We start from the raw sequence: 17,009 nt of genomic DNA, 5'->3' as shown, positions 1-17,009 counted from the left end.
TCATTTTAGCATTCCTAAGTTCAATTACTCAGTCCACTTTGCTTATGCATATATCAATACTCTGCTAAAACATGGCTTAAAATTAGAATGTAGACAAAAATTAAATTGAAAAAGGCACTTGATTTTATCGATTTACTATGATAAAGTAATAAATAACAGAAGCGATTGAGGGGGATATTTATGAATAAATTATTTAAAAAATTATTAATAGTATCATGTGTTGCTGCTATTGGGGTGAATTTAGTAGCATGTAAAAGCAATAAACAAGAAAGCGTATCTAGCAAAGATGAGATAATAATAGGGATGGATGATACTTTTGTTCCAATGGGATTTAAAGATGGAAGTGGAGAAACAGTAGGTTTTGACGTGGATCTTGCTAAGGCAGTAGGAGAAAAACTTAATAAAGAAGTTAAATTTCAATCAATTGATTGGAGTATGAAAGAATCAGAACTTAACAATGGAAATATAGATTTAATTTGGAATGGATACTCAATAACTAATGAAAGAAAAGAGAATGTAGAATTTTCTAAGGTTTATTTAAAGAATAGACAAGTTATTATAACATTAGCAGATTCTAAAATTAACAGTAAAAATGATTTAGCTAATGCTAAGGTAGGAGCCCAAAATCAATCAAGTGCGGTGGATGCTATAAAAGCAGATGGTGATATGATAAGTAAGTTTGACGGAGGCAATGTAGTCACATTTGAAACTAATAATGATGCATTGATGGATTTAGAAGCAGGAAGAATAGATGCAGTTGTGGCTGATGAAATATTAGCTAAATATTATACAAATGAAAGAGGAAAAGAAAAATATAAAATATTAAATGATGATTTTGGAGCGGAAGATTATGCTGTTGGAATAAGAAAAGGAGATACATCATTTGTTGAAGAATTTAATGAAGCTTTAAATTCTGCGATAAAAGATGGTACAGGCTCAAAAATATCAGAAAAATGGTTTGGTGAAGACATAATAGCTAAATAAAGAAGGAGGAGTCACCTTGAATTATATATTATCACTAATGCCTCAAATATTAGAAGGCTTAAAAGTTACATTAGAAGTTTTTGTATTGACATTAATATTATCTATTCCTCTTGGGGTTGTTGTAGCACTAGCTAGAACATCAAAATTTCTAATACTAAGAAAATTAACAGGCATATATGTGCTTATAATGAGAGGAACTCCATTACTATTACAAATAGTTGTAATATTTTTTGGATTGCCAACTGTAGATATAACTTTTGATAGATTTACAGCAGCAATATTAGCATTTGTTTTAAATTATGCAGCGTATTTTGGAGAAATATTTAGAGCAGGAATGATATCAATTGATAGAGGTCAATATGAAGCGGCAGAAATGCTTGGATTAACACCTAAAGACACTTTTTTTAGAATAATATTACCACAAGCTATTAAAAGAGTTATTCCTCCAGTAGCTAATGAAATTACAACTTTAATAAAAGATACATCTTTAGTATATATAATAGGTTTAGATGAGTTGTTAAAAATAGCAAAGATAGCATCTAATAGGGATGTTACATTAATTCCATTAATATTAGCAGGAGTTGTCTATTTGATAGTCATAGGTATACTTAGTAAATTACTAGAGAAAGTAGAAAAGAAGTATGAATATTATAACTAGAGAGGACTGGTTTTAGATGCTAAGAATTAGTGATGTTGAAAAGAAATTTGGGAATACTGAAGTGCTAAAAGGAATCAATCTTAATATTGCACCAGGAGAAATACTAGTTATTGTTGGTCCGTCAGGCGGTGGAAAAACGACACTTCTTAGATGTGTTAATGCTTTAGAGCAGTGTGATAACGGAAAGATTGAAATTAATGGACGAGCAATTTGTGAAGATGGAAAATATGTTGATAAGAAAACTATGTCTGAGATAAGAAAAGATGTAGGACTAGTATTTCAAAACTTTAATTTATTTCCACATATGACTGTATTAGAAAACTTAATAGAAGCACCTAGAAAAGTACTTAAATTAAGCAAAGAAGATGCTATAAAGAAAGCAGAAGAAATTTTAGGCTTTTTAGGATTAGAAGAAAAAGCAAAAAATTATCCTTTTGAATTATCAGGAGGACAAAAACAAAGAGTTGCAATAGGAAGAGCTCTGGCGTTAGAACCCAAAGTTATGTGTTTTGATGAACCGACTTCAGCATTGGACCCAGGACTTACAGAAGAGGTAGCAAATTTAATAAAAAGTTTAAGTGAAAACGGAATGGCAATGATGATAATAACTCATGATATGGAATTTGCAAAAAGAGTCTCAGATAGGATAGTTTCAATGGATAAAGGCAAACTTATAGATGGTTTAATATTTGAATAATAAAATAAATTCACTTGAAATATTATAGTTCATATGATATTATTAAGTAGTAATATAATTCAAGATTTAATCATGCGTACTATACATTACCTCTTTTTCAGAGATTGGTCTAGTATTAAGGTTATAATCTATGAAGAGGAGGATTTTATAATGGAAGATAAGAAAATACTTTGTAAAGATTGCGGTAACGAATTTGTGTTCACAGTTGGGGAACAAGAATTCTACAAAGAAAAAGGATTTGATAACGAACCAGTAAGATGTCCTGATTGTAGAAGAGCAAGAAAACAACAAAGAAACAACAGAAATTTTGACAGATAGTAGAAACTAACAGCTACTAAAAAATGATTTCAAATCATTTTTTAGTAGCTTTTTTAATGTTTATTTAAATAAAATAAAATGGGGGAAAAAATTGAACATAATTATTGGAAAATTCAAATCTATAAAAAGATATATAAGCACTTTTTTTCTATGGGTTGTTGTTGCTGGAATTACGGGTCTATTAGGTGGTTTTATAGGTAGCTTTTTTCATCTTAGTGTTGAATATGCTACTAATTTTAGAATACAAAATGATTGGATAATATTTATGTTACCACTTGGTGGTACTCTTATAATATATTTGTATAAAGTATTCAAATTGGGAAGTGATATAGGGACAAATTTAGTCATAGATTCTATTCGAACAGATGGAAAAGTACCCTTTTCTATGTCTCCTCTTATATTTATAAGCACTGTAATAACTCATCTTTTTGGAGGATCAGCTGGTAGAGAAGGAGCAGCTTTGCAACTTGGAGGTAGTATTGGTTCACAAGTGGGAAAAATTTTGCATCTTGATGAAAAGGATATGCATTTAATTACTTTGTGCGGAATGAGTGGTGTTTTTTCTGCATTATTTGGGACACCATTAACAGCAACATTTTTTGCTATGGAAGTTATAAGTGTGGGGGTTATTTATTATTCTAGTTTTATTCCATGTATAGTTTCATCAATTGTTGCTTATAAAGTATCATTGTTTTTTGGCCTTGAACCAGTTCACTTTAATATAAACATTATTCCTAATATTTCAACAGAGAATATAATAAAAGTTGCAATTTTAGGTGCTTTATGTGCTTTAGTGAGTATTGTATTTTGTGAAACTCTACACAAAACTAATAAATCTTTAAGCAATATAATAAAAAATGACTATATTAGAATAGTTTGTGGTGGCTTAGCTATAGTTGCACTTACATTTATTGTTGGATGTAGAGATTATAATGGAGCGGGAATGGATATTATAGCTAATGCAATTAATGGACAGGCAAAACCAGAAGCATTTATTTTAAAGATTATTTTTACGGCTATTACTATAAGTGTTGGGTACAAAGGTGGAGAAATTGTCCCTACATTCTTTATTGGTGCCACATTTGGATGTGTAGTAGGAAAATTAATTGGTTTAGATCCAGGATTTGGAGCTGCAATTGGACTCGTAGCATTATTTTGTGGCGTAGTTAATACTCTTATTACTTCTGTGATATTAAGTATAGAACTTTTTGGTTCCGGTGCCCTTATTTTATTTGCAGTTGCTTGTGGTGTTAGCTATATGTTATCAGGGTATTTTAGTCTTTATAGTAGCCAAAAAATAGTTTATTCAAAACTTAAAGCTGAATTTATAAATAGAAGTGCTGAGTGATAAAAATGTTACTCAGCATTTTTTTTTTTTTTTTTTTTTTTATGAAAAATTATAAAATTTACGCAATAATGCATTGAACTTTGAATTATTTCTTTTGATATAGCAGATATATATATATATAAATAGTTACAAGAGAATGCTATGAATTTAAAGAAGTCATTAAGATATGATATTGAAATAATAACTAAGTGTGGAATAAAGGTTTTGGCAACGGTCAGTAGATTCATTAAAGATGAAGTTAACTCAAGAAGATTGGTATGAAATGTGGAGAAGTTCTACTGGAAAAGAAATCGATTAACAAATGTTCGTGTTATAAAAAGCTAAAATATACGTAAAAAAGAGGCTAATTTATTAAAAAACAATCTCTTTTTTTAATAATATTCTTAAAAACAAAAATATGAGTTGATTTCATACAATAAAAGTTGACATTGATAATTTTAAATGGTAATCTTTAATTAATGACACGAAAGTTAAACTTAACTTAATTAAAAATATTCGTAATTATAACAATTAATAAAATTATAAATCTCAAATTAATATTTTGGAGGAATTTTTAATGTTAAATATTAAGAGTATATTCGTTGAAAAGAAAAGCGGATTTGATGTAGAAGCCCAAGGCTTATTAAGAGATTTTAAAGAAAATTTAGGAGTAACTAATCTAGAAAGTGTAAGGCTTATAAATAAATATATTATTTCGGATATAAGTGAAGAGTACTATAAAAAAGCACTACATACTATTTTTTCAGAATTAACAGTTGATAATGTGTATGAATCAGAATTGCCTATTAATGAAGATGAAATAGCATTCGCAGTAGAATTTTTACCAGGACAATATGATCAGAGAGCAGATTCGGCTTCAGAATGTATATCATTATTGACTGAAGAAGATAAAGCTTATATAAAATCAGCTAAGATAATTATGTTAAAGGGAAATATTACGAAGGAAGAAATTTATAAAATAAAATTATATTATATAAACCCAGTCGATTCAAGAGAAGTGGATATAAATAGTAAAGACATTACATCAACTTCAAACATACCTAAAGATGTTCTTATATTAAATGGATTCATAGATAAAAATTTAGAAGAGTTACAAGAATTTCATTCAGATTATGGTCTTGCCATGAGTATTGAAGATCTTGTTATGATAAAAGACTATTTTAAAAAAGAAAATAGAAATCCATCAATCACTGAAATGAGGGTTATAGACACTTATTGGTCAGATCACTGTAGACATACTACATTTTCTACAATATTAGAAAATATAGAGTTTGAAAATAATAAATATACTTCACCAATTAAGAAAAGTTATGAAAATTATATAAAATCAAGAGAATACGTGTATGGAGAAAAAGAAAAAAATAAAACTCTTATGGACATTGCAGTTATAGCAATGAAAGAACTTAGAAAAAGAGGAAAACTTGATGATTTAGATATATCAGAAGAAATAAATGCATGTTCTATTAATGTAAAAGTTGAAACTGATAAGGGATTAGAAGATTATCTAGTTATGTTTAAAAATGAAACTCATAACCATCCCACTGAGATTGAACCTTTTGGTGGAGCGGCAACTTGTTTAGGTGGAGCAATAAGAGATCCATTATCAGGTAGAACATACGTGTATCAAGCTATGAGAGTTACAGGTGCAGCAGATCCAACACTTCCAATTGAAAAAACTTTAAAAGGAAAACTTCCTCAAAGAACTATTACTTTAGGAGCAGCTCACGGATATAGTTCTTATGGTAATCAAATAGGTCTTGCAACTGGGCAAGTTCAAGAAATTTATCATCCTAATTATGCAGCAAAGAGAATGGAAGTTGGAGCAGTTATTGCAGCTGCACCAAAAGAGAATGTTGTTCGTGAAGAACCAAAGTTAGGTGATGTAATTATCTTACTTGGTGGAAGAACAGGTAGAGATGGAGTTGGTGGAGCAACAGGGTCATCAAAAGAACATACAGTAGATTCACTTAGTGAATGTGGAGCCGAAGTTCAAAAAGGGAATGCTCCCACTGAAAGAAAAATTCAAAGATTATTTAGAAATTCAAAAGTAGCTAAGATGATTAAAAGATGTAATGACTTTGGAGCTGGTGGAGTATCAGTTGCTATTGGAGAATTATGCAGAGGATTAGATATAGATTTAGATAAAGTTACAAAGAAGTATGAAGGATTAGATGGAACAGAACTTGCAGTTTCAGAATCACAAGAAAGAATGGCTGTAGTTGTAACAAAAGAAAATGCAGATGAATTTATTAAACTTTCAAATGAAGAAAATTTAGAAGCAACATTAGTAGCACATGTTACAGATACTGATAAGCTTAGATTATTCTGGAGAGGTAAAAAAATAGTAGATTTAGATAGAAGCTTTTTAGATACAAATGGGGCAAGTCAAAAAGTATCTGTTAAAGTTAGTGGACCAACTGAGTATCCATATGAAATTTCAGATGTTAATGTAAAAGATACATGGATAAATAACTTAAAAGATTTAAATATAACATCTCAAAAAGGATTAGTTGAGAGATTTGACTCAACTATTGGAGCAGGAACAGTAATTATGCCTTTTGGCGGTAAATATGCAAATACACCAGCTGAAGGAATGGCAGCTAAAATTCCAGTTCTTGGTGGAGAAAGTAAAGATGCAACAATAATGACATTTGGATTTAATCCATACTTAGGTACTTGGAGTCAATATCATATGGCATATTACTCAGTAATAGAATCAATAACAAAACTTTCAGCTATGGGTGGAGATTATAAAAAAGCTAAATTAACTTTTCAAGAGTATTTTGAGAAATTAGGTAAGGATAAAACAAGATGGGGTAAACCATTTTCAGCACTGCTTGGAGCTTATGAAGCACAAATGCAACTTGGAATTGCAGCAATTGGAGGAAAAGATTCAATGTCAGGAAGCTTTGGAGATTTAGATGTACCTCCAACATTAGTTTCATTTGCTGTTGGAGTTGAAAAAGCTAGTAAAATAATATCTCCAGAATTTAAGTGTGTAAATTCAAAATTAGTATTACTTAAAACTGAAAAGTTAGAAGATGGCACTATAGATATGAATAAGTTTAAAAAGAATTTAGAGATTCTTTATAAATTAATAGGAGAAGAGAAAGTTATTTCAGCATCTGCAGTTAAATTTGGAGGGGTTTCTGAATGTTTAACTAAGATGTCACTGGGGAATAGAATAGGTGCTGAATTTAATAATTTAACTAAGGATGAATTATTTGGACTTAATTATGGAAGCTTATTATTAGAAGTTAAATCAGACATGGATATATTTAAGGAATTTAAAGAATGTTTATATAAAGAAGTAGGAAAAACAATAGAAGGTTCAGTGTTAATATCTAGAGAATATGACTTAGAACTAGATATTGAAAATTTGGAGGAAATATATGAAGAAAAATTAAGTAGTATATTTAAGATAAAAACTGAAGATATTTCAGGAAAGGTAGAAACTGTTTTATATGATAAAAAAGAAGTTTCAGCCCCAGCTATTAAATTAGCTAAACCAAGAGTCGTAATTCCAGTTTTCCCAGGAAATAATTGTGAATATGACTGTAGAAGAGCTTTTGAAAAAGAGGGTGCTAAAGTTTCAGAAGTAATATTTAGAAACATTACAAAAGAAGCATTAGTAGAATCCATAGAAAGACTTAAATCTGAAATAGATAAATCTCAAATAATCATGATTCCAGGAGGTTTTTCAGCAGGAGATGAACCAGATGGATCAGGTAAGTTTATAGCAACTGTATTTAGAAATGAGAAGATTAAAGAATCAGTAATGGAATTATTAAAGAATAGAGACGGATTAGCATTAGGTATTTGTAATGGCTTCCAAGCTTTAATTAAGTTAGGATTGGTACCTTATGGAGAAATTATTGATATAAAAGAAGATATGCCTACATTAACTTACAACAATATAAATAGACATATGTCTTCAATAGTTAGAACAAAGATAGTTTCAAACAAATCACCTTGGTTTAATGAAGTAAAGGTAGGAGATATACATTCAATAGCAATTTCACATGGAGAAGGAAGATTTGTTGCACCAGAAAGTTTAATAAAAGAATTAATAGCTAATGGTCAAGTAGCAACTCAATATGTGGATCTTCAAGGCGATGTGGCACTTAATATGCCATACAATCCAAATGGTTCTATGTATGGAATTGAAGGAATAACAAGCCTTGATGGAAGAGTGCTTGGTAAAATGGCTCATTCAGAAAGAATAGGTGAAGATTTATATAAAAATATTCCAGGAAACTTTGATCAAAAGATATTTAAATCAGGAGTTAATTATTTTAAATAAGAACGAAAGTTAAATATTTTAGTTGAATCATTTACTTAGAAAAGGATATAAATTTGGCACTAATAAATGCAAATTAAAAATATTTTGAGCATTGAGTTAATGAAGATTATAAAATGCCCAGAATTTAAGAATTTAAGAATTTAAGAATTTAAGAATTTAAGAATTTAAGAATTTAAGAATTTAAGAATTTAAGAATTTAAGAATTTAAAATGAGAATTTTAGGAGGATTAACTATGAAGGTAGCAATATTTTTTGGAAGTAAATCAGATACAGAAATCATGAAGGGAGCGGCAAATGCTTTAAAAGAATTTAATGTTGATTATAAAGCATATATCCTTTCAGCACATAGAGTTCCAGAAAAATTAGAAGAAACTATAAAAATGGTTGAAAGTAAAGGCTGTGAAGTAATAATTGCTGGTGCAGGACTTGCAGCACATTTGCCAGGAGTTATTGCATCAAAAACAATACTTCCGGTAATCGGAGTTCCTATAAATGCAGCCCTTAATGGATTAGATGCATTACTTTCAATAGTGCAAATGCCAAAGTCAATTCCAGTTGCAACTGTTGGAATAAATAATAGTTATAATGCAGGAATGCTAGCGTTACAAATGTTAGCTTTAAAAGATGAGGATTTAAAAGAGAAATTAATTGAATTTAGAAATCATATGAAAAAGAATTTTATAGATGAAAATGGGGAAGGGGTAGAACTATAATGGAAAAATTAGAGATGTTATATGAAGGAAAAGCAAAACAAATATATGCAACAGATAAGGCAGATGAAGTCGTAATTTACTATAAAGATGATGCAACAGCATTTAATGGAGAAAAGAAAGGTCAAATTGCAGATAAAGGTGTAATGAATAATAAAATTACTTCAATCTTATTTGAACAATTAGAAAAACAAGGAATCAAAACTCACTTCATTAAGAAATTAAATGATAGAGAACAATTATGTAAGAAAGTCCAAATAGTTCCACTAGAAGTGATCGTAAGAAATGTTGCAGCTGGTAGCATGGCTAAAAGATTAGGCATTGAAGAAGGAACACCTCTTAAGACTACAGTATTTGAATTTTCTTATAAAGATGATGAATTAGGAGATCCATTAATTAATAGTTATCATGCAGTGGCAATTGGAGCTGCAACTTTTGAAGAAATAGACACCATTTTAGAGATAACAGCTAAAATTAATAACATATTAAAAGAAGCATTTGCAAAAGAAAATATTAACTTAATTGATTTTAAGATAGAATTTGGAAAATGCGCAGATGGAACTATTGTTTTAGCAGATGAAATTTCACCTGATACATGTAGATTTTGGGATGCAACTACAGGAGAAAAATTAGATAAAGATAGATTTAGAAGAGATTTAGGTAATGTAGAAGATGCTTATATTGAAATCTTAAAGAGAATATCTAAATAATAGTTAATGAACAATGGCGATGAACTGTCAATTATCCATTAATTAAGTTAAGAAAGGAATATGTAGATGACGAATTCAGAGTTTGAATTAATTATGGATCCGAGCTTGGATAAATTTAAAGATGAATGTGGTGTTTTTGGAGTTTATACTAATAAGCCACTAGATGTTGCTTCCATGACTTATTATGGTCTTTATGCACTTCAACATAGAGGTCAAGAAAGTGCAGGAATTGCAGTAGCTGATGGAGAAAAAATAGAAATGCATAAGGGGCTAGGATTAATTACAGATGCATTTAAACATGAAGATTTAGAAAAGTTAAAAGGTCATATAGCTATAGGACATGTAAGATATTCAACAGCTGGTGGAAAAGGAATAGAAAATGCTCAACCAATACTTACTACTTCTAAAATAGGCTCAATTGCAATGGCTCATAATGGAAATTTAGTTAATGATGATGTTATAAGAGAATTACTTGAGGATGCTGGGCAAATTTTTCATACATCAAGTGACTCTGAAGTAATAGCTTGTCTTATAGCAAGAAGTGCAAAAAAAGGTCTTACAAAGGCTGTAGTTGATGCAATATCTGCTATAAGAGGGTCATTTGCATTAACAATTATGTCAACAGATAAATTAATAGGGGCTAGAGATCCTCATGGAATCAGACCACTTTCACTTGGAAAGATTGATGAAGGATACGTATTAACATCAGAAAGTTGTGCTTTAGATGCAATAGGTGCTGAACTTGTAAGAGATATTGAACCTGGGGAAATTGTTATTATAGATGAAGAAGGAATTCATTCTTATAAATATTCTGAAAATACAGTATGTCAAACTTGTGCTTTCGAATATATTTATTTTGCAAGACCTGATTCTAAAATTGATGGACTAGAGGTTCACACTTCAAGAGTTAGAGCAGGAGAACAATTATATAAAGAACATCCTATAGATGCTGATTTAGTAATTGCAGTTCCAGATTCAGGAATTCCGGCGGCTATAGGATATGCTAAAGCTTCAGGAATTCCTTATGATACAGGATTTATTAAAAATAGATATGTAGGAAGAACATTTATATCACCTTCTCAAGAAATTAGGGAAAGAGCAGTTGCTGTTAAATTAAATCCACTAAAAGTAAATATTGAAGGCAAAAGGGTAATTTTAATTGATGATTCTATTGTAAGAGGAACAACTTCGAAGCATTTGATAGAATCACTTAAGCATGCTGGAGTTAAGGAAATAAGCTTTTTAATAGCATCACCAAGCGTTAAATATCCATGTCATTTTGGTATAGATACACCATATCGAAGTGAACTTATTGCAGCCAATAATTCAGTAGAAGAAATAAGAGATATTATTGGAGCTGATTACTTAGGATACTTAAGTGAAGATGGTGTAAAAGAAAGTTGTAGAGGTAAAAAAGGATTTTGTATGGGATGCTTTAATGGAATTTATCCAGTAGCTACACCAATTGAAACACCAAATCAGTTTGAAAGGTAGGATTAAATATGATTACTTACAAAGAAGCAGGAGTTAATATAGAAGAAGGTTATAGATCAGTAAAGTTAATAAAAGAATATGCAGCTAAGACTATGAGTGAATATGTATTAAATGGTCTTGGAAGTTTTGCAGGTATGGTTGAACTTCCATCAGGATATGAAAAACCAGTGCTAGTTTCAGGAACAGATGGTGTTGGAACAAAATTAGAAATAGCATTTAAAAATAAAAAATATGATACTGTTGGAATTGACTGTGTTGCTATGTGTGTAAATGATATTTTATGTCATGGAGCAAAGCCATTATTTTTCTTAGATTATATTGCTTGTGGAAGACTTGAAGCAGAAGTGGCTTCTGATTTAGTTAAGGGAATTTCAGATGGATGTATTCAATCTGATTGTGCTTTAATTGGTGGAGAAACAGCAGAAATGCCAGGATTTTATGATGAAGGCGAATATGATATGGCAGGTTTTGCAGTAGGAATAGTTGATAAAGATAAGATAATAAATGGTAGCAATATTAAAGAAGGAGATAAACTAATTGGAATTGCATCTTCTGGAATACACTCTAATGGGTACTCATTAGTAAGAAAGATTTTCACAGATTTAAATGAAGATTTTAATGGTGAGGAAGTTTGGAAAACATTAATTACTCCAACTAAGATTTATGTTAAGCCCATACTTAGTTTACTTGAAAACTTTGATATTAAAGGTATGGCACATGTAACTGGTGGAGGATTTATTGAAAATGTTCCAAGAATGTTTAATGGTAGAGAATTAACTGCTGTAATTAATAAAAATTCATATCCGCTTCCAAATATATTTGAAAGAATCATTGAAAAAGGTGTAGATAAAGAGCATATGTATAATACTTTTAATATGGGTATTGGATTTGTTCTTGCAGTAAATGAAGAGGATGTTGAGCCTATAATAAAAGATTTAATCGCAATGGGCGAAAAAGCTTATGAAATAGGTCATGTAACATCTGGAGGTGAAGGTGTTTGTTTAAAATAGCAGTTTTAGTTTCAGGTGGTGGAACAGACCTTCAATCTATAATAGATTCAGTGAAAAATAAAGAAATAGAATGTAGCATAGAAATGGTCATTGGAAGTAAAGATGGAATATATTCATTAGAAAGAGCTAAGAATCATAATATACCTACTTATGTTGTAAGCAAAAAAGATTATAAGGATAAATCTTCAGAGAAAATTTTAGAATTAACTAAAGGAAAAGTTGATTTGATTGTTCTTGCAGGATATTTATCAATATTAGATGGAGATATATTAAAAGAATTTAATAACAAAATAATTAATATTCATCCATCGTTAATTCCAGCTTTTTGTGGACCCGGAATGTATGGGTTAAAAGTTCATGAGGCAGTTATAAAAAGTGGAGTTAAATTTTCAGGATGCACAGTTCATTTTGTAAATTCTGAAGTTGATGGAGGTGCAATACTACTTCAAGATATTGTACCAGTTTATTTTGAAGATGATTCTGAAAGTCTTCAAAAGAGAATATTAGAAAAAGAACATATATTATTGCCAAAAGCAATTAAGTTAATTAGTGAAGGTAAAGTTGAAATTGTTAATGGTAGAACTAATGTAGTTGATTTATAAAAATAGGATGTATTTTAGAATAGGGTTGTTATATATAAGTAAAAGTTGATTGAGTAATTATAACAATTTACCTATTACATATATCAACAAATATAACTTTAATAAATGAGGGTGGTTTTTATGAAAAAGAGAGCTTTAATAAGTGTTTTTAATAAAGATGGAGTTTTAGATTTTGCCAAGTTTTTAGTCTCTAAAGATGTTGAGATAGTATCAACTGGTGGTACTTACAAATACTTAAAAGAAAATGGTATTGATGTAATTGAAATTAATGAAGTTACTAATTTTCCAGAAATGCTAGATGGTAGAGTTAAAACATTACATCCTTTAGTTCATGCTGGTATCCTTGCAATAAGAGATAATAAAGAACATATGAAAGTATTAGAAGAAAGAGAAATTCATACAATAGATTATGTTGTAGTTAATCTTTATCCTTTCTTTGAAAAAGTGAAAGAAGATTTAACTTTTGAAGAAAAAGTTGAATTTATAGATATTGGTGGTCCTACAATGCTTAGAGCAGCAGCTAAGAATTTTCAAGATGTAGTTGTAATTTCAAACATAGATGATTATGAAGTTGTTAAAAATGAGATAGAAAATCATGGAGAAGTATCTTTAAAGACAAAGAAAAAGCTAGCTGGTAAAGTATTTAATCTTATGAGTGCATATGATGGTGCTATTGCAAACTTTATGTTAGCTGATGAAGAAGAATATCCTGAGTATCTTTCAGTTTCATATAAGAAAATGCAAGACTTAAGATATGGTGAAAATTCTCACCAAAGTGCTGCTGTTTATTCATCAACAATGGTTCATGGGGCTATGAATACTTTTGAAACTTTAAATGGTAAGGAACTATCATACAATAATTTTAAAGATGTTGATATAGCATGGAAATGTGCAAATGAATTTGAAAAGCCAGCATGCTGTGCATTAAAACATAATACACCATGTGGGGTAGCAACTGGTGAAAATTCTTATGAAGCTTATATGAAAGCATATGAAGTAGATCCAACTTCAATATTTGGTGGAATTATTGGATTTAATAGAAAAGTGGATAAGAAAACAGCCGAAGAAATGGTGAAAATATTCTTAGAGGTTATAGCAGCACCTGATTATGATGAGGATGCTTTAGAAGTATTAAAAACTAAGAAGAATTTAAGGGTACTTAAGTTTCATAATACTCCAGAGGCTGAAAAGTGCATGGTAACAGTTGATGGGGCAATACTAGTGCAAGATGAAGATAATAAACTTATTGATGAAATTAAAGTAGTAACTGAAAAGAAACCAAGTGATGAAGAGATGGAAGACTTATTATTTGGAATGAAGGTAGTTAAATATGTTAAATCTAATGCAATTGTTGTTGCACATAATGGAATAGCATTAGGTATTGGAGGAGGTCAAGTAAATAGAATTTGGCCAACAGAAGATGCATTAAGAAGAGGTAAAGGAGCTACAATATTAGCTTCAGATGCATTCTTCCCATTCAGAGATGTTGTTGACAAAGCAGCTGAAGGTGGAATTAAAGCAATAATTCAACCGGGTGGTTCTATGAGAGATCAAGAGTCTATAGATGCTTGCAATGAACATGGAATAGCAATGGTATTTACAGGACTTAGACACTTTAAACACTAGATTAAGTTTTTAAACAGCATTGATATTGTAGTATAAATTTCAATGCTAATTCGCAATTATACTGCAATATTAATTGTTATAAAGAATAGTCATATATGATTTGGAGTTTTAGGAGGAAGGTTATATGAAACTACTTTTAATTGGATCTGGTGGAAGAGAACATGCTTTAGCTTGGAAACTTGGAAAAAGTCAAAAGGTTGAAAAAATATTTGTAGCACCAGGTAATGGTGGTACTGCAACTCATGATAAATGTGAAAATGTAAATATAAGTGATATAGATGAATTAATAGATTTTGCTAAAAAAGAATCTATTGATATAACAATAGTAGGACCAGAAGATCCATTGACTAAGGGAATAGTTGATGAATTTAAGAAAGAAAACTTAAAGATTTTTGGGCCAGCGAAAGATGGAGCAATGCTTGAAGGTAGCAAAAGCTTTTCAAAAGATTTTATGAAAAAATATGGTGTAAAAACAGCAGAATACGCTACATTCACAAGTGCCCATAAAGCATTAGAATATTTAGAAATTTGCAATTATCCAACTGTTGTAAAAGCAGATGGTCTTGCAGCAGGAAAAGGTGTTATAATCTGTGAAAATAAAGAAGAAGCAATAGGTGCTGTTAATACGTGTATGGTAGATGATGCATTTAATGGTGCAGGGCAAAAGATTGTTATTGAAGAATTTTTAGAAGGCGTTGAAGCTTCTATACTTTCAATAACTGATGGGAAAACTATAATTCCATTTTTATCAGCTAAAGATCATAAGCAAATATTTGATGGTGGAAAAGGACCTAATACTGGCGGAATGGGAGTTTTAGCACCTAATCCATATGTAACAGAAGAAGTTTTATTAGACTTTAAAGAAAACATAATGAATAAAACATTAGTTGGAATAAAAGAAGAGGGCTTTGACTTTAAGGGGATTATATTCTTTGGTCTTATGATAACTAAAAAAGGAACATATCTTTTAGAATATAATGTTAGAATGGGTGATCCGGAAACTCAATCAGTTCTTTATTTAATGGAAAGTGATCTTTTAGAAGTAATTGAAGCAGCATTAAATGAAGAGTTAGATAAAGCTCAGATTAAGTGGAATAAGGGGGTATGTATAAATGTAGTTTTAGCGTCTAATGGATATCCTAATAAATTCAATAAAGGGTATGAAATAAATATAGATGAAAAAATTAAGGATAAGGTATTCTTAGCCGGAGCAAAATACCAAGATGGAATCTTAAAGACAAGTGGTGGCAGAGTTTTATCAGTCATTGGTTGTGGAGAAAATGTTGAAGAAGCTAGAAAAGAAGCTTATTCTAATATTGAAAGCATAAAATTTGAAGGTGCTTATTGCAGAAAAGATATAGGAATTTATAAGTAAATATTAGTTTGAAATCTATAGGATGTAGTATTTTATAAGTATGATTATAGTAGATTTAAATAATAAAAAACAACCAAAATGTAAGGTTAATTTGCAAATATTATAATGTGGTTTATAATTAAAGTAAAAGAATATAACAGTATATTGAGGTGGAGAAATGATGAGAGGTTTGTTAGATCCAAAGATAGATTTTATATTTAAAAATATTTTTGGTGCAGAAAAGAATTCTAAAATACTTATATCCTTTTTAAACTCAGTTCTTAAGTCTAAAGACATTATAAAAAATGTTGAAATAAAAAATACTGATATAGAAAAAGCTTTTGTTGAAGATAAATTTTCAAGACTTGATGTTAAAGCTACTACAAATAATAATGAAATAATTAATATAGAGATTCAGCTTAAGAATGAATATAACATGGTAAAGAGAAGTCTATATTATTGGAGCAAGCTTTATGAGGAACAACTTAATGAAGGTGATGATTATTCTGAACTTAAAAGAACAATTTGTATCAATATATTAAACTTTAAATATTTGAAAAATGACAGATTTCATAATGGATATAGACTTAAAGAAATAAGTACAAATGAGGAGCTTACAGATACACAGGAAATCCATTTTATAGAAATTCCAAAGTTAAATGATGATTGCGATGAAAAAGATTTATTAGTTGCATGGACTGAATTTTTAAAGGATCCAGAAAGTGAAAAAGTTAGATCTTTGGAGATGAATATTGAGGAAATAAGAGCAGCTAAAGATGAACTTGTTAAAATTAGTAATGATAGTAAACAAAGGGAACTCTATGATATGCGTTCAAAAATATTAAGAGATAAAGTAAGTGCCTTAAATAAGGCTAAAAAAGATGGGAAACTTGAAGTTGCTAAAAATATGCTTTTAAATGGAATAGATGTTGAAAGTGTAAAAAAGATGACTGGATTAAATGAGGATGATTTAAAAGGTATAAATTTACTGTAGGAAATAGGTATTATGAGTAGTGATGTAGTTTGAGGCGGATTAATTATAGAAAGTTTATTTAAACGTTCATAATGATTAAGAAAAGGTTACAACAGGATTTTGTTGTAACCTTTATTTTTAGTGTCAATACTTATTATTTGCAATCGTATTGAATAAGCTTTTCTTTAAATAAATCACAAAAATCTAAAAATTCATCTGTAA

The 17,009-nt window shown here is 29.8% G+C and carries 14 protein-coding genes; all 14 read left to right on the top strand.

Annotated elements, in window-relative coordinates:
* Nucleotides 1-180 precede the first annotated feature (180 nt).
* On the top strand, nucleotides 181-984 hold the full coding sequence (locus NG901_RS16170) for an amino acid ABC transporter substrate-binding protein (RefSeq protein ID WP_252216929.1): 804 nt from the start codon (nucleotides 181-183) through the stop codon (nucleotides 982-984).
* A gap of 16 nt (nucleotides 985-1,000) precedes the next feature.
* Nucleotides 1,001-1,642, top strand: a complete 642-nt coding sequence (locus NG901_RS16165; protein WP_252216927.1) for an amino acid ABC transporter permease — start codon at nucleotides 1,001-1,003, stop codon at nucleotides 1,640-1,642.
* Between the two features lie 16 nt (nucleotides 1,643-1,658).
* Nucleotides 1,659-2,339 (top strand): amino acid ABC transporter ATP-binding protein, encoded by a 681-nt coding sequence (locus tag NG901_RS16160; RefSeq protein ID WP_252216924.1) that lies wholly within the window; start codon nucleotides 1,659-1,661, stop codon nucleotides 2,337-2,339.
* A 150-nt stretch (nucleotides 2,340-2,489) separates the two neighbouring features.
* Nucleotides 2,490-2,657 (top strand): zinc-ribbon domain-containing protein, encoded by a 168-nt coding sequence (locus NG901_RS16155; RefSeq protein WP_252216922.1) that lies wholly within the window; start codon nucleotides 2,490-2,492, stop codon nucleotides 2,655-2,657.
* A gap of 91 nt (nucleotides 2,658-2,748) precedes the next feature.
* On the top strand, nucleotides 2,749-4,005 hold the full coding sequence (locus tag NG901_RS16150; RefSeq protein WP_252216920.1) for a chloride channel protein: 1,257 nt from the start codon (nucleotides 2,749-2,751) through the stop codon (nucleotides 4,003-4,005).
* 556 nt (nucleotides 4,006-4,561) lie between these two features.
* On the top strand, nucleotides 4,562-8,308 hold the full coding sequence (locus NG901_RS16145) for a phosphoribosylformylglycinamidine synthase (protein WP_252216918.1): 3,747 nt from the start codon (nucleotides 4,562-4,564) through the stop codon (nucleotides 8,306-8,308).
* A 233-nt stretch (nucleotides 8,309-8,541) separates the two neighbouring features.
* Nucleotides 8,542-9,021 carry a 5-(carboxyamino)imidazole ribonucleotide mutase gene (gene purE, locus NG901_RS16140; RefSeq protein WP_252216916.1) on the top strand — a complete coding sequence of 160 codons (480 nt, stop codon included), beginning with the start codon at nucleotides 8,542-8,544 and terminating at the stop codon, nucleotides 9,019-9,021.
* Nucleotides 9,021-9,728: a phosphoribosylaminoimidazolesuccinocarboxamide synthase gene (gene purC / locus NG901_RS16135; protein ID WP_252216913.1), complete on the top strand. Its 708-nt coding sequence runs from the start codon at nucleotides 9,021-9,023 to the stop codon at nucleotides 9,726-9,728. The genes purE and purC overlap by 1 nt, the downstream gene beginning before the upstream one ends.
* Before the next feature lie 66 nt (nucleotides 9,729-9,794).
* The gene (purF, locus tag NG901_RS16130; RefSeq protein ID WP_252216911.1) at nucleotides 9,795-11,222 is read left to right on the top strand and encodes an amidophosphoribosyltransferase; all 1,428 of its coding nucleotides are present in this window, start codon (nucleotides 9,795-9,797) and stop codon (nucleotides 11,220-11,222) included.
* A gap of 8 nt (nucleotides 11,223-11,230) precedes the next feature.
* The gene (purM, locus tag NG901_RS16125; protein WP_252216909.1) at nucleotides 11,231-12,232 is read left to right on the top strand and encodes a phosphoribosylformylglycinamidine cyclo-ligase; all 1,002 of its coding nucleotides are present in this window, start codon (nucleotides 11,231-11,233) and stop codon (nucleotides 12,230-12,232) included.
* Entirely contained in the window at nucleotides 12,220-12,834 is a 615-nt protein-coding gene (purN, locus tag NG901_RS16120; RefSeq protein WP_252216908.1) for a phosphoribosylglycinamide formyltransferase, read from the top strand. Before purM ends, purN begins: the two co-directional genes overlap by 13 nt.
* Before the next feature lie 120 nt (nucleotides 12,835-12,954).
* Complete coding sequence (gene purH, locus NG901_RS16115; protein ID WP_252216905.1) at nucleotides 12,955-14,460, top strand: bifunctional phosphoribosylaminoimidazolecarboxamide formyltransferase/IMP cyclohydrolase; 1,506 nt, start codon at nucleotides 12,955-12,957, stop codon at nucleotides 14,458-14,460.
* 124 nt (nucleotides 14,461-14,584) lie between these two features.
* Nucleotides 14,585-15,835, top strand: coding sequence for a phosphoribosylamine--glycine ligase (purD, locus tag NG901_RS16110; RefSeq protein ID WP_252216903.1), 1,251 nt, complete (start codon nucleotides 14,585-14,587; stop codon nucleotides 15,833-15,835).
* 157 nt (nucleotides 15,836-15,992) lie between these two features.
* Nucleotides 15,993-16,808 (top strand): Rpn family recombination-promoting nuclease/putative transposase, encoded by an 816-nt coding sequence (locus tag NG901_RS16105; RefSeq protein WP_252216901.1) that lies wholly within the window; start codon nucleotides 15,993-15,995, stop codon nucleotides 16,806-16,808.
* Nucleotides 16,809-17,009 lie beyond the last annotated feature (201 nt).

It is taken from the genome of Clostridium sp. CMCC3677 (genome assembly GCF_023845585.1).
GTDB lineage: Bacteria > Bacillota > Clostridia > Clostridiales > Clostridiaceae > Clostridium > Clostridium aquiflavi.
Note: the sequence above shows the minus strand (reverse complement) of the source record. Positions and strands in the feature narration are given on the sequence as shown.